Below are 18,312 nucleotides of genomic sequence, written 5' to 3' on the forward strand. Positions count from 1 at the left end.
AATATATTTTATAAAGAAAATATAAAATGATCGCGCTATGCACAGGGCATCGATAAACAATAAAAATGACTTTGGATTTAGAACAACAACACGCAATCGCGATGGATCAAGCATTATATAAAAAGGAAAACCTATGAATAATAAATGCATTAAACAACTACTTTCAGTCATATTGTTCAGCATGCCCAGTATGCTCTGTTATGCAGATGATTTTAAAAAATTCTCAATATCTGCAGGTTGGTTTCATATCCGCCCACAAGGAAATAGCAATCCGATGGCGATAAATACACTTGTGAATGAAGGACGTGTTGGGAAAGTCGGGCAGATTTCAACATCCTCTTTTTTACGTTCTATCGATCCGGCTTATTTAGACCCTGACGGTTCTCCATATAAACCTTTTATCCAAAGTATTTTTGTTGCTGAGCCGCCAGCCACAATGTCAGCAGCACGTTTTACTGGGCTGGAAGACAGTAATGGTAATTTAAGAGCAGAAGCGACCGGCAGTGCTCAAGTAGGTGGGCTAGAATATTGGCGGCAAAAAGATACCGGTTTAGAAGCGAAAAATGCCAATACCATCGGTATGAATTTTAACTATTATTTAAATGATAAAGTGTCTTTAAAATTTGTAGGTGGCATTCCGCCAAAAGTTAATGTAAGAGGCAAAGGCACAATTCGTGCCAATATGATTGGCTGGGGGATTATCGATAATCGCAGTGTGGCAGAATATATTGGGCATAATGTGCCAATCAAAGATACCGTGCCGATTACCAATCTGGCACGTCCAGCAACGGTATCTAGTGCACGTGCCTGGACACCAACTTTAGAATTCCAATATCAATTTGGTCAACGCGGTGTTAATAAATTTAGACCGTATTTAGGCGCTGGATTAATGTATGCCTATTTTAGTCATATTAAGTTGCATCAACAAACGCGGCATGACTTGGTTGCAGCCGGTCATATGATTCAAAACATTATGACGGATAAAGCCGGTGCGGCGATGGATCAAAAAAGCTCAAATGCAAAACCTGTGGTTAAAGTAAAGTCTGAGGACAGTATTGCGCCTATTATTAGTTTAGGTTTTACTTATGATTTCAATGAGCAATGGTTTTCTGTTGCATCGGTCAGTTATGCCAAGCTCAGTACAACAGTTCAGATTGATGTCGTAAATGCCAATAATTCGCAACGCCTTATTCGTTCTTCAACCAAATTAGATGTAGATCCAATTATTAGTTATTTGGGCATTGGATATCGTTTCTAAGCCGTGCTAAATGCTGAATCGTGCTAAATATGGTTGTGCTATACGGCTTTAAAATGCTATTAAGTTTAAAGCCGTAGCACAGCATGGATCAATCTTTAAAATAAGGGCTGTGGAGCAGATACAGCCTTTGAATGTATTGTTACAGTCGTGCTGCAATATGTTGCAGTTGTTGTATTGTAAGGCTAAAGTCTGGGGCAGCTTGGGTCGTGATATCGACAGAGTATTGCTGCGCTAGAAAATCCAAGTCTCTTTGTAGTTCAGGATATAAGTCAGCACTATGTGCTAAGGTATCTGTCAACGACATCGGCCATTGTTGAAGTGTTGGTCAGCTCAAAGGAAGTAGACGAATTAACCGTTTAATCAGTGATTTATAATTTTTAATCAGATCAGTTGTGGCAATTATACCCTCAGATAATTTTTCAAAATAATGGCTTAGATCTTCTTGATAGCCATCATTTATTTCCCAAACCAGCTGATAATTTACTGCAATTGGCGCGAATTCTTCCATCAGGTTTGGTCCAAATAATGGTCTACATAAATGCTGTAGCCAAAACTGCCAGCGCCGTTGTTGATCTGGGCGAGCGATCGTGTGTAGATCACCTATATCGATATCAATTTTGCTAAGCAGCTTAAACTTCTGTTCTAGAACTGTTTGTAGATGCTTTAGTTTTTCTATTTCCATATTGGATAATGGTTTATGGAATATCACGCAAAAATCAATATCTGACTGACCTATACATGCTTGCGCCTGTGCGACGCTACCATATAAATAGATACTATGTAACTGCTCTGTAAAATCACGCTGCAGCATAGCGACTACTGTTTGACAGAGTGGATGGTACTCAGCTTGTAAGGGCGGCCAGCATGGATAGCGATTGTGCATTGTTAAAAGTCATTCATTTTATTAAAAATTACTCAATCTTAAGCGAATTCTAAACTGCTAAAAACCCAGTTGAAGAAGAGTATATATTTTTTTCGTTATAGCGATGACGAGCTCCTCGATGGTGCATTGTTATTAGGTTGCAATAATTGTTTATACATGGAATTAAAGCCCATTTGAAATCCGTCTTATTTTTAAGTAATTGTATTTATTTATAATATTTCTCATGTTGTTTTGAGTCCTTCAATTTAGAAGCAGGATTGTGGGATGCCTCATATGACTCTTTATTAAAATTTAATAAAAATGTGCTGGGATTTTATTTTAGGGCTTTGTTTGAGAAATAAATAACAAATCTACTATTAATAAGTATTAACAAAAAGCAATATAACAATATAAAAAACAATAATTTAGTTTAATTCAATTATTCGTAATGTTTGTTTGCATTCCACTGTTATTTTATTTATTTTTGTATTTATTTAAGTTGCTGTATTTAAATAATTTTTATTAACATCCCTTGTTTTTAAGGGATATTTTCTTAGTTTTATTATTGAGTTTTATCAAAAATATAAGAAATACATGTAACTATATTGAATAATTTCGTGATTTTCACCATTTTTTGTAATTTGAAATGCATGTAATATTTAATGGATATTTCATATTTAGTGAAACTATTTGCATTGTTTTAATAGATGTAAGTTTATTTTTTTTAAAGTGAGTTCAATCTTTTGGAGATTTTTATGAAAAAATCAAGTGGTTTGGCGCTGGTATCATTATTAATGTTATCTTCAGCAGCATTTGCTGTTGATGGCACAATTAGCTTTAATGGCGAGTTGGTTTCCGGTACTTGTGTGCCCAAACTTGAGGGTGATGCAGTTAATGGTTCTGGCAACAGTACTGCAACGGTGGTGTTACCAACTTTGAATGTTGCGGCATTATCAAAAGCACAAGCAACTGGTGGTTTAACAGGATTTACAATTAGTTTAAAAGGAAGCAATGACACCGATTGTGCTGTAGATGGAAAAATTGCAACGCCGTATTTTGAACCAGAGGTTGCCAAAGTAAATAGTGAAGGTCGTGTGATTAATACCGAAGCAGCTACCAAAGATGCTATTGATATTCAAATTTTAAATAATGCACAGACCGTCATTAATTTAACCGATAACCCAGCAACACAACTGTCATCTACCGCAACAGGTGATGCGGATAATCATGAATATAACTATAAATATTATGCCCAATACTTTGCTAAAAGTAATGAGGCGAAAGCAGGTAAAGTTGCTGGAACTTTAAGTTATAGCATTATTTATAAGTAATTGATCTACAAATAATATGTCTTATAAATTTTTGATTTTTAATTAATTAGTTTGTATTTTGTTGGTAGGGGATTTTAATATGCGTACGGGGTTGTTGGCTGTTACTTTGATGATATTGGCGACACAAAATGTTTATTCCGATGTCACCATTACGGGTACACGTATTATTTTCCCCTCTAATCAAGATAGTGTGACGGTGCAGCTGAATAACCCAGCGAAGACTCCAGCACTCATTCAATCTTGGTTAGATGATGGTGATCCAAAAGTTATACCATCTGCAGATAAAATCCCTTTTATTTTGGTGCCCGCTTTAACAACAATACAGCCGCAAAAAGGACAAATGATTCGTTTATTGGCGAAAGATACCAGTCATCTGCCCAAAGACCGTGAAACCTTATATTGGTTTAATATTTTAGATATTCCACCGACATCAACAGATAGTTCAGAAAAAAATAAACTGAATATTTCTATTCGCTCCCGCATTAAATTGTTTTATCGACCTATCAAGTTAAATATGACACAAGATAAAGCTTTTACTGCTTTAAGTTTTAAGTATCTAAACTCTGATCAATCTATAAAGATTAGCAACCCGTCTCCTTATTATATAAGTTTTATGAACTTATCGCTGAATCCAGAACAAGATAATTTACGCTATAGCGAACCTTTAATGGTTGCGCCATTCTCTGATGAAGTGATTAAACCTAAATTGACGTTTAAACCATATCAAGTCAAATATGAGCTTATTAATGATTATGGTTCTAGTAATGCTTTTACCACCAATATAGAAGAAGCGTTTGACGAATGAAAAAATGTTTATTAAGCGTGATAACGAGCTTATGGGTGCAAACTATTTTTGCGGATAATCATGTTTCCGCTATAGAAAATGATTTAGAGAAAACTCAAGCACTTAATATTCAAGATACGCCGCTTTATTCTTTCGATTCACGGGCGCTATTTGGTGGTGCTAGTCAGGATATCGATTTAAACCAGTTTAACCGCTCTGATTTTATTGCTGCTGGTGAATATTCTGTTATTGCGGCAGTGAATGATAAATCAATTGGTCGGCAATGGGTAAAGTTTCAACATGCTGAAGACAGTCAGCAGGTGGAATTGTGTATCGACCCTGCCTTATTAAAGCAATTAGACTTAAAAGAACACATTCAAAATAACCTAGCACAACAAGACTGCTTAAGTATAAAGGCGCTAAGTCCGGATGCATTTTATGATTTTGATCAAAGTGTATTAAGTTTGCACTTATCTCTACCTTTGTCTATTTTAAAGCAAAGACCAAAGGGATATATTAATCCTGCTCGATTTGATCAAGGGGTTAGCTCTGCATATTTATCCTACGATTTTAACCATTATAATTACAAACATGATGATCAAAAGAAGACAGATAGTAACTATTTAAGTTTAAATGGTGGTATAAATTTCTTAGGTTTTAACTATCGCCATGCTGGTAATTTTGATTCAAGCGGTACTGATTTATCGCATTATCATTCCTATTTAAACGTATTATCAACGGATATTACGCCACTCAATGCCCGTTTGATGCTCGGTGATTTTAATACACAAACCTATAAGATCGATTCAGCATCTATACGCGGGATTCAAGTTGCAACTGATATGAGCATGCGTCCAATGTCACAGCGTAGTTATGCTCCGCTCATTCAAGGTGTAGCAAATACCAATGCTTTGGTGTCAGTTTTTCAAAATGGTCGTAAAGTTTATGAACGTACTGTTCCTGCGGGACAGTTTGAAATTAATGATTTAACCGCTTTAGGTAATAATGGCGACTTAACAGTACAAGTGACAGAAAATGGTGGGGAGAAACATAGTTTTATTGTACCCCTACAGACCAATATGAATCTTGTCCGTGTTGGGCAGTTAAATTTTAGTGCAGCTTCTGGTCAATATAAGATTAATCGTAAAACAACAAATGATTATATTGGTCAATTCAGTTTTGAATATGGTTTATCTAACTACATCAGTCTATATGGTGGGCTTAATGCAAGTCAGCCTTTTAAGAGTTATTTGTTTGGGGTCGGTAGCAATACCTTTTTGGGGGGCATCAATCTTGATGCTGAATATGCTGATGCCGGGCTTTTAGACCAGAAATATCTTGGTGAAAAATACCAAGTTTCTTATCAATACAACTATGCACCATCCAATACCAATATTAGTATCAGTGGGGGATATCAAACCAAAGACTTTATGTCTTTAGCGAATGTCATGTCCTTACGTAATTATGATGAATTAACTGAAGCAGAAGTAGATTATCTATTTCAGACATATCGTTTAAAAAATACATTTAATGCGTCTATTTATCAGAGTTTTAATAATGCAGATTGGGGTTCATTGAGCCTGTCTTTGTCACGTAACAGTTATTGGAATACGCAAAAAGAGTATAAACAATACAGCTTTGGTTATTCAAATCGTATTGGCAAGTTAAATTATTCAGTCGGATTTTCCAAGATCTTTAATTATTTAGATCGTGTACCTTCTGAAAATAGAGTGTATTTAAGCTTAAGTCTACCTTTAGATTGGTCAAATAGCCGTAGACCTATGAATTTAAACTCTAATATACAGCATACCGATAGTTCGGGTCATCCGACCAGTGCCATGATTGGGGTATCTGGCACGCTAGGAGAAAATCAACAGGCGAACTATAGTTTAACAAGCAATAATTCTTGGAATAATAATGCCGGGCATAATGCAGTTGTTTCCGCCAGTCTGGGTTATAACTTGCCACAAGCACAATTGGGTTCAGTGCTGAGTGTGGGTGAAAATTATCATCAATATAGTTTAAGTGCGCGTGGTGCATTGGTTGCTCACCGCTATGGTATTACTGCAGCAAATTATATTAATGATACCTATACGATTATCCATGCCAAAAATGCTAAAGGTGCTGCTGTCAATAATGCTTGGGGGGGTAAGGTAGATCGTTTTGGTAATGCGATTTACTCGAGTTTAAGCCCATATGAAGTGAATGAAATTACGATAGACAGTAAAAATCTACCGGTTGATGTCAATCTAAAAGTCAATCAATCAGAAGTTGTACCACGCCGTTATAGTGCGACGCTAGTTCACTTCGAGACAGAAAAAACCTCCAATATTTTATTTAACGTGCATACGCCAAGTCAGCAACAGATTCCGATTGGTCTACAAGTTCGGCAGCAAGACGATGCAGTAATAGGTACTTTTGGTCAATCGAATCAACTCTTTATAGAAAATGCAGCCTTATTACAAGAACGCTTAGCGGTGCAGTGGGGCGCACAACAACGGACAACATGTTGGATTGATATTCCTAAGAACGTGTTGAGCAATCAAAAAACATCATCGAAAAAGTTTCAAATTATTGATGTGGAGTGCAAGCAATGAACCTAATGAAACATATATTTTGTTATACCGTATTATTGGGTTCTGCAGACGTGTTGGCAGCACAGAATTGTAATAATGGCGGTAATGTAGCGAGTCAATTACATCCAGCCAATACCAGTCATGAGAAAGATGTAAAGCGAGATATGACCAGTAGTGATCCAACAACCAATGTGGTTATTCAAGGTCAAGGTTATATTCAAAGCTCTCAGTTGATTAAATGTGATGATTTTGACTCACAGTCTCGAACTAAAACGCCAACATTCAAATCCTTTTCGAACAGTAATATTAACAGTCAAAGTAAAACATTTAATGGTAAAAAGTTCTATAAAATAGTGGGAACTGCCGATGCTTTTGTGAATAAGTATGCTTATATCTATTTTAGATATAGTGACAATAATAATAGTGCTAAGGGACCCTATGAGCTCGGGAATCAAAATGGCAGTATTTTAGGTGAGAATACATATACGCAAGGGTTACGCATATATGACCTAGCAGTTGCTTTTGAGAAGGCGCCTATAGATCCGATTGAAGTACCAGTTATTATTGGAACTCTGGATGTTAGTTGGACCAAAAAATTAGTAGGACAGGATAATAGTTATACAACATCGACGACACAAAGAGCCGAAATTCGTTTAATCGTGAATCCAGTAGTAGAGAAGACTTGTACGGTAAATAATCCTGTCGTGACTTTACCGACCATCTCGGTTGCCACCTTAAATAATCAAGGTGATACTGCTGCAAAAACGAATTTTACCATAGTTGCAACTTGTGGTGAGAGTCTTGCGAATATTGGCTTAAATAGTATTGTTGTCGATAATAGTGATGTTGATGCGCAAAGCGCAAATGCAAAAAACGGTATTTTGGTGAATACTGCCAGTAGCCAAGCATCTAAAAATGTTGCGATACAAATGTATGAAGACACCACCAATCAACCCGTTCGTTTTGGTCTAGAGCAAGATTTTGGTAAAACCACGATGGGCGTAAACCCGACTGCACGGCGTAATTATTATGCTAAATATTATAAGTTAGACTCTACTCCCACCCAAGCAGGTAAAATAACCTCTACAGCGACGATTATGGTGACTTATAAATAGTATATGGGAAATTTGTATTGTACTTCGAGTGCTATTCCATAATGTCTGGATTTATGCTGTTGTAGGATTATTGTCTTACAGAGATGAAGCCAGAGCATAGCTTAGGTATAATCTTTGCTCATGAATTATTTTTTCCTTGAATATGGCTAAACTTAGGAAGCGCGGTAAAAAGCCATTTGATGCAGAGCGTTATGAGTATTTATTAAAGCTCAAACAACATCAGCAGCGGTTGCAAGAAATGGCTGCCATTGAACAGGCTACTGCAGCGACTAAAATTCAGATTGAACAACAACATCCTCTACCTCTCATGGGGCAACCTGCTTATATTTCAGGATGTCTCATTAAATATTCGATTGCTGTTGTTATACTTTATGTTCTATCGATATTTCCAGCCGTATTGGTGTATGACGCGTCGTTCTGGCATAGAATATCTTGGTTTAATCCACAAGCGGGGTTAGATTATTTCTGGTTGATCTATGCCGTGGCTATTGTTGTTATACCGATTGCTATTTTATATTGGCAATTTAGCGGTACTCAAAAAGCCAAGCAACAGGTTAAAAACTACGTCGTTGCTGAAGATTCATTGGCGATTGTGTATAGCAACGAGCAGATTAAATACATCGACTATGCCGATATTTCTTATGTGTCATTATATAGTCATAAAGGGGGCTATGATGTGACATTGTATTATGCCGATGCTGGCTTAGAAAAAAAGTTGCAACGACTTTTTAGCATAGATATAAATTTTCGCAAAATATTCACATTGAAAAACCGGCATCAGTTATGCAGTGCATTTTTACAACAGCTCAGCATTAAAAATCCTCGTGCACATATTTGTACTTTACTCTGGCATGAAAACTATTTAGATCGCAAAAATTTTAGATTTGATGCCAAGAAATGGTCTAGGGAACGTGTGTTTTGGGGCGTATTTTTTCTGATTATACCGATCGTAATATTTGTCTATTTGAGCTGAATTTGAGCGCTTGTAAAGCATTCTGTATAAACATAGCATTATATAATCCGCGATATGATCTTCCAACATTCATCGTAACCTTTTGGCGTAACCCTTCAGGCATTTACGGGCGGCTATAATACAGCGCTTGATCATAATTAAAATGTAACTGTTGTTGTTCACACCAGGTCGGGAAACTGCAATTTAAATCAAGATGCTGATAATGCTGCCATGCTGTGATGAGTGCTTGGTAATATTGATATTGTTGTTGATAATATCGTCTATCCGATTGTTGGCTGAATTGAGCAATATACTGCTTGAGTTGCTGTAGTTTGTCTAAGCAATGTTTGAGTTCACCAATGAAAAATGATTCACAAAGATGATGCGTTTGCCAGTCGATTTGTTGTATATAAAACTGGATAATTTTTTCTAGGCAGTTTTGATTTTGTGGGTCTAAAGCGTAGGCTTTTTGATATAAAGCAAGATCATGTGTTAAGTAGCCCAGCCATTGGTAATAACAGGCAGTATGGGGATATTGTTGGATCGCTTGTTGCATGAGGTTGAGCAAATATTGCTGTAATGGCTGCGACATGAGTTGGTGAATATTGGGATGCTGTGCTATTAAGTTGAGTAACTGTAGGGCGATATGCAGTTGTTGTGCCATGCTGGCGGTTTGGCAGTGCTGAATAAATGCTTGGATTTTTTCTAATGCTATTTTACGTAGACCTTTTTCCCGATAATAACAATATGCGGCAAATAATTTAAAGTCCGGATGCTCTTGGTAATACTCGGCAATACGTTGTAGACCTTCGAAATTGGTTTGATTCCAATAATACATGTTGTTGCTTAATCAAAAAGATTATTCACATTATCTGGTCTTCGCCTGAGGGTCTAAGCGAATTTTCTGATTTAATTTGTCTATCTAATCGGTTCACGTTTTTAGAGCAGAATAATGCGCGATCTTTATGGCGGTGTAGCACCGCTATGATAATGATTTAAGGTGGCTAAAATTGCATTCACTTTATCTAGACATTCTTGATATTCTGCGTCACATTCAGAGGCAATGGTAATACCGCCACCCGCCCAGACCTGTAGTTGGTCTTGGTATTTCTGTACAGTACGAATCAAAATATTCCAAACCCCAGTGCCATCCTCATTAAAATAGCCTAAGGTCCCACAATAACCACCGCGTGGCGCGATTTCGAGTTCTTCAATAATTTGCATGGCGCGGATTTTCGGTGCACCAGTAATAGAGCCGCCGGGCAGTCCTTGTAATAACACATCTAGGGGATTAATTTCAGGACGTAGTGTGGCCTGTATTTCACTGACCAAATGATGCACTTGATTAAAAGATTCAATTTGAAAAAGTTTAGGGGTTTTGACGCTGCCAATCTCGGCATAGACACTGAGGTCATTGCGGAGTAAATCGACGATCATCAGGTTTTCGGCTTGATCTTTGGCTGAATCTTGTAAGCGCTGTCTGGATGCTTGGTCTTGTACGGGGTCCGCATAGCGTGGCATGGTACCTTTGATGGGTTTGGTCCGCAGTAGATGATCTGCTTCGAACTGAAAAAATAATTCTGGCGAGCAGCTGAGTAATTCAAATTCCCCAAGTTTTAAATAACCGGCATAAGGAGCAGCAGTGAGTTGCCACAGTGCATGTGCGGCAGTGAGTAAAGTGCCTTGGGCTTGGCTGCTAAAACGTTGCGTCAGATTAATCTGATAACAGTCGCCGGCTTTGATATAGTCTTGAATTCGGTCAAAAGCACGTTGATATTGTACTTTTTGCCAATCCGGCTGCATGGGCTGAGCCAGTTGCAGTGTGGTAACGCGTGCTGTGGTGGCGAAGCGTTGCAACAGTTGCTGATAAAGCTGTTCTGCATCTTTAGACTGACTATAAAACACCCAGTGATGATGTTGCCATTTGAGGTAGCTGTGATATTTACCGAAGTAGAGCTGTGGTTGAGGTGCCGTCTGAGAGGCTACAAATTGCTGTGCTGCATAATTAAAGTCGATAAAACCAATATAACCACCGCAAAAGCTTAGCGGCGGTGTTGCTGCATGTTGCTGTGACTGAAATTGCATCCATGTCTTGAGGCTTTGTGCTGGGGTATATTCAATATAATGATTATGCTGTTGCTGCTGAAAAAAACGTAGTTTTTGTTGTTGTACAACACAATAACTTTCTGGCAAAAAGGCCAGTACAGGGTGCTGTTGGTCTTGTAGATAAACACAACCTGTCCAGTCAGAAAGTTGTTTTAATAACTCGGCTGCTGGAGCAGTGCAAGTCAGAGAACGTTGAAACAGCACAGATTCGGACATGGGGGATGAGATACTAACGTGGCTAAGGGAGATCAATGCTCAGGCGCAACCGTAATTTGTAGATAGACGCCATCATCTGTCGGCAATTCTAACAAGACCGATCCGGCAAAACAAATGACAGCTGGTCGGTGTGGAGGATGCGTATGCGTATTGGTCGATGTGCTTGCCCAATCAGGTGCCTATTCGGGCAACAATATGCTAAATATTTAATTAAAATAAAAATTCAGTTAATATCACGCACTATATAATAGCCGACCTAGCAATAGTTATTTCCACGATGAAGTTTAATAAAAGTAAAAAAATATATTTAGTGCTGCCCTTATTGATGTTACAGGCATGTTCAAAAGAGGCAGAAGATCGCCAACAATTACGAAGCAATAAGGATTTTCTGCTCTATTTAAATCATCAAGATTTGTATGAAGAGACCATATTTCGTGATAGTTATGACAAAGTCAGATTGCAATTTAATGCACAGGTTAGAAGGACGGATTGGCAGACATTGCTTGCGCTAGCTGATCAGAATATATCGTATAACAGCTATGCCAGACTTGAATCACATCAAGCCAAATTGCTACAAGCATTGACCAATCAAACTTGGTTAAGATATGCATTGTTGCAACTCCGTCAAAGTCATCAGGCTCTGACATTTCCTTTACACTGGCCCTCTCCTGAGGGGGTTCTCGACAAAGATGCATTGTTATTAGATTTTTCATATGAAGATGCAGTGCGTTTAAATTTTAAGGGCACTAAGCAACAGTGGCATGATTATATTTTAAAACAAAGTGCTTTTTATAACGAAGCCATTGCACAGCAAATGAACAATAATACCCAGTCGACCAGTCAAACGGCTCAGCAGCATTATACTCCAGAGCAGCGTTATAAAAAACAAGTTGTTCTGCTGTTTGCCCACAGTTATTGGAATGATTTAGCAGCAGTTAAAATTGCGGCTGATTCGTTGTTACAGGCTTATATCAATGATCCCAAGACTGAGCATCGCTCGATGCCACTCTATGTTTGGCTATCACATTATCCGAGCAATATTACCAAAACAGAAAGTTTGGCATCGAGTATTTTGCAGAGAAAATTAGCAACCGTGGTGGTTGATGCCGAACATTACAGTCAATCGGATAGTGCTACACAGGGTTATGTTCCCCATTTAGGCAAAGATACCGATGCATATAGCGTCCATCGTGGGGGCTTTACTGGGTCGCATGGTTCAGCACATTCTTTTGGGGGTTAGGCTTGATTCGTTCTGCATTTGAGCCGCGTGCTGATTATATTCAACAGCTACGACAGATTGGTTTTGAACACTATGATTTACCCTCAGGCGAGGGCGGGCAGCCGTATTGGCAAGAGGGTATTTGCTATATCTTTGAGGAAGCTGAGGTTGATTACATTCAGGCTGCCACACAGGAATTACATGAGATGGCCGTGGCCATGGTCGATGAAATCGTACAAAGTGGTGATTATCCAGACTATTTTCAATTAGAAGATTATGCCAAAAGCAGTATAGAACAATCTTGGCGTCGCGCTGATCGCTCTTTGCTTGGGCGTTTTGATTTGGTGTATCGACCAGAACAACATGCTATTAAAATGTTGGAATACAATGGTGATACCCCAGTTGCTTTGCTTGAGGCTTCGATTGCGCAATGGGATTTTATTCAGCAGTCGGAAAATATTCCTGATCAGCAGCGCATTCAATATAATTTCATCGATGAGCAATTGATTGCAACATGGCAAAAATACTTTCAGCCGCAGAGCCTGATTCATTTTGCACAGGCTGATGCTTTTCGCAGTGAAGACTGGTGCAATTTGGCTTATTTGATGGACACTGCCTATCGGGCGGGTATGCAGGTCAAAGATATTTTAATGGAAGATATTGGTCATGCGCAGTATCGTGGGCAAGACTTCTTGGTCGATTTGGACTTCCAAAAAATTAACCATATTTTCAAGTTATATCCATGGGAATGGATCTTTAAAACCCGTGAAGGAGCTGAGATTCAGCGTTTAGACAATATCTGGTTTGAACCACCGTGGAAGGCCTTGTTGTCCAATAAAGCCATGCTGGTAAAAATGTGGCAGATGTTCCCACAGCATCCATATTTATTGGCTGCCTATGCCGAGACTGAAGTGACCCAATTACAGGGGCGCTGGTGTAAAAAAGCAGTGCATGGTCGCGAAGGTTCCAATATTTATTGCTATGATGCCAGCACTGGGCAGAGCCATTTAGGGCAGGGCAGTCATGTGGTGGATGAATACCATCAATGGGGATATATCTATCATGAATGGTATGACCTCCCTATTTTTGCTGGAACACGACCGACTTTGGGCAGTTGGGTGATTGGTGATGTGGCTTGTGGTATGTCAATCCGTGAAGACGCCAATGTAATCACGGGGAATGCGGCGTTTTTTGCCAGTCATATTTTTATCCCTGAGGGCGCTTAGGGCTACGCTGAATATTCGGTCAGGTCGAGTATAGCGTCGCAGATTAAGCCGCGCGGGGAAGGCGTAGGATCTGTGGGCTTTTAACCGGTATGATCCAAACGCGTACCCAAAGTTTCAAGATGAAGCGGAAAGCTTTGTTGTTTCCGATCATGAAAATAATGTCTTAAGGTTTGTTCGACGCTAGGAAAAGCTAAATCTGCCCAAGGGATATCTTGCTCGCTAAATAAACGTGACTCGATGGTTTCTTCCCCGGCACCAAACTGACCATGTTGGAGTTGTGCTTTAAATAATACATAGATTTGGCCAATACGCGGAATGTTATACATGCAGTAGAGTTGCTGTATATCAATTTCAGCTGCAGCCTCTTCGCGTGTTTCCCGTGCTGCACCTTGCTCCATGGTTTCATTGAGTTCCATATAACCAGCAGGTAAGGTCCAAAGCCCATAGCGTGGTTCAATGGCACGGCGACAGAGTAACACCTTATCTTCCCAGAGGGCTAAAGCACCGCAAATGACCTTTGGGTTGATATAGTGGATATGACCACATGCCTCACAAACCTGACGTAATTTGGAGTCTCCCAAAGGTATTTTCTCTTGTGTAGTTTGTCCACATACAGTACAAAAATGCATAGTCTTTATAAACGATTATAAAGTTGTCAGCATAACTGAAAATTCAAGCTTTGACATCTTTTCTCGCCCCTTTGTGACGATTTCATATATGATAAAAATATTAGCAATCTTGGAGTTGTTTTAAGCGATGAAGGATCGGCTGCCTTATACAGAAATGTTGCAACAACGTTTACGTTTTGCCAAACGGACGGCAGAAGCGCAAGCCTCTGTATTGCTCGCGATTACCGATGAAACAGATCCCAAGGTACTCTTGACACGCCGTTCCTTATCACTCAATCAGCATGCAGGTGAAGTTGCTTTTCCTGGGGGGAAACGCGACCCGACAGATACCAGTAATGTTAGTGTAGCTTTGCGTGAAGCGTGGGAAGAAACAGCATTAGATCCCTTCGCAGTGCGTTTGTTGGGTGATTTACCCATGCAAAAGGCCAAAAGTGGTCTATTGGTCAAGCCCATCGTGGGGCTGATTCCTCCCAGTTTAGAGCTCATGCCGCAACCGACAGAAATTGATCGGATTTTCTTTGCTTCTTTGCATGATTTATTACAAGCGCAACCGATGCCACATGAAGTACGTTTTGCTGATCGCTTGCTGTATTTTCCCAGTATACAGATTGAAAATGAAGTGGTGTGGGGGCTGACCGCACGTATTTTAATGTCCTTATTTCACTATGGCTTAGACATTGAAAAACAGTGGCCCTTTTTATTGAATCCACCGCTGCATGAACGTACTAAATAAACATACTAAATAAATGCTATGTCAACTGAGCATGCTTGCCTGTAGGCTGATTCTGTGCCTGAGTAGACTTGAAAATAATCGCAAATCATTGTTATATCCTAAATCTTTAGCGCTCTGCTGTTGAATAGCATGCGAAGTTAGCATGAGCAGCTTAGTGCGTGCATTAAAAGGAAACGCAATAATGATGTATCAATATAAAGGTCATGTGCCTAAAGCAATGTCTGAACCATGGGATGGTTGGGTTGCTGAAAATGCGACGGTGATTGGTCAGGTTGAATTGGGGGAAAAAGTCAGTATCTGGTTTGGTGCGGTGGTTCGTGGTGATAACAGTGTGATCCGCATTGGTAACTTTAGTAATATTCAAGAAAATGCTGTCTTGCATACCGATGCTGGCATTGAGTTGCATATTGGCAATTATGTGACGGTGGGACATCAGGCGACCTTGCATGGTTGTCAGATTGGGGACAATAGCTTGATTGGCATCAATGCGGTTATTCTGAATGGTGCGGTGATTGGTAAAAACTGTATAGTCGGTGCCAATGCATTGGTGCCAGAAGGTAAAGTGATTCCCGATAACTCTCTGGTGGTCGGATCACCTGCCAAGGTTATTCGCCAGCTCGATGCCCAAGCAGAACAAGCACTGACCCTGAGTGCCATGCATTATGCGAGCCATTATCAAAACTTTACCGATTTACAGCCCTATTATTTTGAATAATGCTTTTTGATTCGCTTGAATCCTCAGTATGATTTTATTCTTTGGCGCGTGATTCTTAGATATCTTGTTGAAAAAGCGCTAAAACGATTTTCCCAAGAGAATCCCTCGCAGGATGAATATGAGTGGAGTAGAATAAGCATATTTTTGAACGTACGTAGGTTGTGCATGAAATTGCTGGCATTGGAAAGCGCCAACGAACAGTGTTCTGTTGCACTCATTGATGAGCAGCAGATCCAGTATTTTGAAAAAGATGATCGACCTAAGGCGCAAACGCAGACGATTTTACCGTTGATTGATCAGGGCTTAGCACAAACGCAATGGGCGTTGTCTGAGCTGACTGCAATTGCCTTTAGTCGAGGTCCTGGCTCTTTTAGTGGTGTGCGCATCAATGCTGCCGTGACCCAAGCTTTGGCTTGGGCCAATGACTTGCCGGTGATTCCTGTATCAACCTTACAAGCCACCGCACAGGCAGCTTATCGGAAGTTTGGGCTAGATCAGGTTACAGTGATCAGCGATGCACGCATGAAAGAAGTTTATATTGCCAGTTATGCCTGTGATACCAAAGGCATGATGCAATTGTTGGATGAAGAAAAATTATTAGATTACCAATCTGCTGCAGCTTATCAACGGTATACCCCGGTGGGGAGCGGTATCACGCTATTGGCGGATCATGACTTAAGTAACTCACAATACCAACATATTTATGCAGATGCACAAGATATTGCCTCTCTTGCAATGGCACAAGCTGCGCAACAACACTGGCTAAGTGCTGAGCAGGCTTTACCTGTCTATCTTCGTGATAATGCGTGGAAAAAGCTTTCTGAACAACATAAATCCTCAGTATAAAATTTGAATTAGGATCGCGCATGGACTTTATTCTACTGCTGCAAGCAGCCATCATGGGAATTGTCGAAGGAATTACCGAATTCTTGCCGATTTCCAGTACCGGACATTTAATTTTAGCGTCAGAACTAATGGATTTCTGGACCAAACAAAAAAGTGATGTGTTTGTGGTGGCGATTCAAATGGGTGCCATTGCCGCGGTCATTTATGAATACTGGAACAAGTTATGGGGTGCCGCAACCGGACTCGTTACAGGGGAAAAGAAAGGTCGGCATCTTGGGTTGAGTCTGATATTGGCTTCGATTCCGATTATGTTGGTGGGGCTGAGTTTTGGTCAAGAAGTAAAAGATTATTTATTTAACGATATTTCTGTCGCAATGGGTTTGATTATCGGTGGTTTGATTATTTGGTGGGTCGAGAAAAACCCGCCTAAAGTGAATGCTGCTGAAGTAGACAATATCTCTTTTAAAGAAGCGTTTTACATTGGTTTAATACAAGTACTGGCATTGATTCCTGGCACCTCGCGTTCTGGTGCGACCATTATTGGTGCCATGATGCTCGGCGTATCACGTAAAGCAGCAACTGAGTTTTCTTTTTTCTTGGGTATTCCTGTGATTATTGGCGCAGGCTTACTCGATCTTTACCGAAATTATCATGTGTTTAGTGGGGCACAAGATTGGTGGGTATTGGGCTTTGGTACATTGGTATCTTTTGTTTCAGCCTTATTCCTGATACGTGTTTTAGTCGCCTATGTCGCCAAGCGTGATTTTATGGTCTTTGCTTGGTATCGCATTATTTCAGGTTTGATTATTTTGTTCTTTGCATTGACCGGCTATAAATTATGGTAAGTGCTTGGCGTTTATATAGCACTGCCGCAGATGCCGTAGCGGCACAGCTTTATCAGCAACGTTTGCGCAGTCGAGGTGTTCAGGTCGAATGGCTTGAGGTTGAACAACTCAATGCACGCTTTTTACGCCAGCACGCAGATTTGGCCTTATGTTGTGATGCACAAGGGCTGTGGCTATGTGCCCAAGGTATGAAAATGCAACCGGATTGGTTTGCTGAGCGTGCTCGTTTAAAACGCGCCAGTTTAAAGAGCGAAATGATTGCACGTGCTTGCCAACTTGCCGAGCAACCGAAGCTGTTAGATGCCACGGCAGGCTTAGGTCATGATGCTTTATTGATGGCACAGTTGGGTGCTGAGGTGACTTTATTAGAGCGCCATCCGATTTTATTTAGCCTACTCGAAGATAACCAACAACGCGCTTTACAAGATCCGTTTTTGTGTCGTGCCGCCGAACGTATTCAGCTGCAACATGTCGATGCCCAAGATTATATGACACAAAGTTTGACCTTAGGGCAACACTATGATGTGATCTACCTTGACCCGATGTTTCCACAGCGTGATCAAAATCAGCAAGCGGCGAAGAAGCAAGCACAAGTCAAAAAACAAATGCAGCTCTTACACCTGTTATTGCAGGGAGAAGAGGGCATGGATTTGGGTGATGCATTGTTGCCAGCAGCGCAGCAGATTGCGACACGTGTGGTGGTGAAACGACCACGTCATGCAGTATTTTTAGCCAATCAAGCCGCTGATCATCAATGGTTAGGTGATGCTTGTCGTTTTGATGCTTATTTTAGTTCAAGTTAAAACTTTGAATGAATTGAGCATTATGATTTAAAACCGTTGTATTTGGTATATAGTAGCGCTTGTAGATTATGATTGGATGCCGTTTAGACATTTGCT

General features: G+C 39.9%; 18 protein-coding genes. 13 read left to right on the forward strand and 5 right to left on the reverse strand.

What is annotated here, in order from left to right; genetic code table 11:
* Window positions 1-133: 133 nt before the first annotated feature.
* Entirely contained in the window at window positions 134-1,258 is a 1,125-nt protein-coding gene (locus BFG52_RS02440; protein WP_067552153.1) for an OmpW/AlkL family protein, read from the forward strand.
* 139 nt (window positions 1,259-1,397) lie between these two features.
* On the opposite strand, the gene BFG52_RS17040 is transcribed toward BFG52_RS02440, so the two are convergent.
* Both BFG52_RS17040 and BFG52_RS02445 read right to left on the reverse strand, forming a co-directional pair.
* Window positions 1,398-1,562: a hypothetical protein gene (locus BFG52_RS17040; protein WP_157758062.1), complete on the reverse strand. Its 165-nt coding sequence runs from the start codon at window positions 1,560-1,562 to the stop codon at window positions 1,398-1,400.
* Between the two features lie 21 nt (window positions 1,563-1,583).
* Window positions 1,584-2,141 (reverse strand): nucleotidyltransferase domain-containing protein, encoded by a 558-nt coding sequence (locus BFG52_RS02445; RefSeq protein ID WP_067552157.1) that lies wholly within the window; start codon window positions 2,139-2,141, stop codon window positions 1,584-1,586.
* Between the two features lie 734 nt (window positions 2,142-2,875).
* Here BFG52_RS02445 and BFG52_RS02450 point away from each other — a divergent pair.
* The 5 genes from BFG52_RS02450 to BFG52_RS02470 all read left to right on the forward strand — a co-directional run bounded on the left by BFG52_RS02450 (window position 2,876) and on the right by BFG52_RS02470 (window position 8,899).
* Complete coding sequence (locus BFG52_RS02450; protein WP_067552159.1) at window positions 2,876-3,451, forward strand: fimbrial protein; 576 nt, start codon at window positions 2,876-2,878, stop codon at window positions 3,449-3,451.
* A 79-nt stretch (window positions 3,452-3,530) separates the two neighbouring features.
* On the forward strand, window positions 3,531-4,256 hold the full coding sequence (locus BFG52_RS02455) for a fimbrial biogenesis chaperone (RefSeq protein WP_067552162.1): 726 nt from the start codon (window positions 3,531-3,533) through the stop codon (window positions 4,254-4,256).
* 35 nt (window positions 4,257-4,291) lie between these two features.
* Window positions 4,292-6,832 (forward strand): fimbria/pilus outer membrane usher protein, encoded by a 2,541-nt coding sequence (locus BFG52_RS02460; RefSeq protein WP_228703798.1) that lies wholly within the window; start codon window positions 4,292-4,294, stop codon window positions 6,830-6,832.
* Window positions 6,829-7,926 carry a fimbrial protein gene (locus BFG52_RS02465; protein ID WP_067552168.1) on the forward strand — a complete coding sequence of 366 codons (1,098 nt, stop codon included), beginning with the start codon at window positions 6,829-6,831 and terminating at the stop codon, window positions 7,924-7,926. Before BFG52_RS02460 ends, BFG52_RS02465 begins: the two co-directional genes overlap by 4 nt.
* A 142-nt stretch (window positions 7,927-8,068) precedes the next feature.
* Window positions 8,069-8,899, forward strand: a complete 831-nt coding sequence (locus tag BFG52_RS02470) for a hypothetical protein (RefSeq protein WP_067552171.1) — start codon at window positions 8,069-8,071, stop codon at window positions 8,897-8,899.
* A gap of 103 nt (window positions 8,900-9,002) precedes the next feature.
* Here the strand turns inward: BFG52_RS02470 and BFG52_RS02475 are convergent, their stop codons facing one another.
* Both BFG52_RS02475 and BFG52_RS02480 read right to left on the reverse strand, forming a co-directional pair.
* Window positions 9,003-9,716, reverse strand: a complete 714-nt coding sequence (locus tag BFG52_RS02475) for a hypothetical protein (protein ID WP_067552174.1) — start codon at window positions 9,714-9,716, stop codon at window positions 9,003-9,005.
* Between the two features lie 125 nt (window positions 9,717-9,841).
* Window positions 9,842-11,200 carry an anthranilate synthase component I family protein gene (locus tag BFG52_RS02480; RefSeq protein WP_067552177.1) on the reverse strand — a complete coding sequence of 453 codons (1,359 nt, stop codon included), beginning with the start codon at window positions 11,198-11,200 and terminating at the stop codon, window positions 9,842-9,844.
* 277 nt (window positions 11,201-11,477) lie between these two features.
* On the opposite strand from BFG52_RS02480, the gene BFG52_RS02485 reads away from it, so the two are divergent.
* Entirely contained in the window at window positions 11,478-12,440 is a 963-nt protein-coding gene (locus tag BFG52_RS02485; protein ID WP_067552179.1) for a hypothetical protein, read from the forward strand.
* Window positions 12,441-12,442: 2 nt separating this feature from the next.
* Complete coding sequence (locus BFG52_RS02490; protein WP_067552182.1) at window positions 12,443-13,645, forward strand: glutathionylspermidine synthase family protein; 1,203 nt, start codon at window positions 12,443-12,445, stop codon at window positions 13,643-13,645.
* Between the two features lie 80 nt (window positions 13,646-13,725).
* Here BFG52_RS02490 and BFG52_RS02495 read toward each other — a convergent pair whose 3' ends face one another.
* Window positions 13,726-14,274: an NUDIX hydrolase gene (locus tag BFG52_RS02495; protein ID WP_067552184.1), complete on the reverse strand. Its 549-nt coding sequence runs from the start codon at window positions 14,272-14,274 to the stop codon at window positions 13,726-13,728.
* Window positions 14,275-14,401: 127 nt separating this feature from the next.
* On the opposite strand from BFG52_RS02495, the gene BFG52_RS02500 reads away from it, so the two are divergent.
* The 5 genes from BFG52_RS02500 (at window position 14,402) to BFG52_RS02520 (ending at window position 18,216) form a co-directional block, all read left to right on the forward strand.
* Entirely contained in the window at window positions 14,402-15,007 is a 606-nt protein-coding gene (locus tag BFG52_RS02500) for an NUDIX hydrolase (protein ID WP_067552188.1), read from the forward strand.
* Between the two features lie 181 nt (window positions 15,008-15,188).
* Complete coding sequence (locus tag BFG52_RS02505) at window positions 15,189-15,722, forward strand: gamma carbonic anhydrase family protein (RefSeq protein ID WP_067552191.1); 534 nt, start codon at window positions 15,189-15,191, stop codon at window positions 15,720-15,722.
* A 165-nt stretch (window positions 15,723-15,887) separates the two neighbouring features.
* Entirely contained in the window at window positions 15,888-16,568 is a 681-nt protein-coding gene (gene tsaB / locus BFG52_RS02510; protein ID WP_067552194.1) for a tRNA (adenosine(37)-N6)-threonylcarbamoyltransferase complex dimerization subunit type 1 TsaB, read from the forward strand.
* 20 nt (window positions 16,569-16,588) lie between these two features.
* Window positions 16,589-17,413: an undecaprenyl-diphosphate phosphatase gene (locus BFG52_RS02515; protein ID WP_067552197.1), complete on the forward strand. Its 825-nt coding sequence runs from the start codon at window positions 16,589-16,591 to the stop codon at window positions 17,411-17,413.
* Window positions 17,407-18,216: a class I SAM-dependent methyltransferase gene (locus tag BFG52_RS02520; RefSeq protein ID WP_067552200.1), complete on the forward strand. Its 810-nt coding sequence runs from the start codon at window positions 17,407-17,409 to the stop codon at window positions 18,214-18,216. The genes BFG52_RS02515 and BFG52_RS02520 overlap by 7 nt, the downstream gene beginning before the upstream one ends.
* Window positions 18,217-18,312 lie beyond the last annotated feature (96 nt).

It is taken from the genome of Acinetobacter larvae (genome assembly GCF_001704115.1).
Taxonomy (GTDB): domain Bacteria; phylum Pseudomonadota; class Gammaproteobacteria; order Pseudomonadales; family Moraxellaceae; genus Acinetobacter; species Acinetobacter larvae.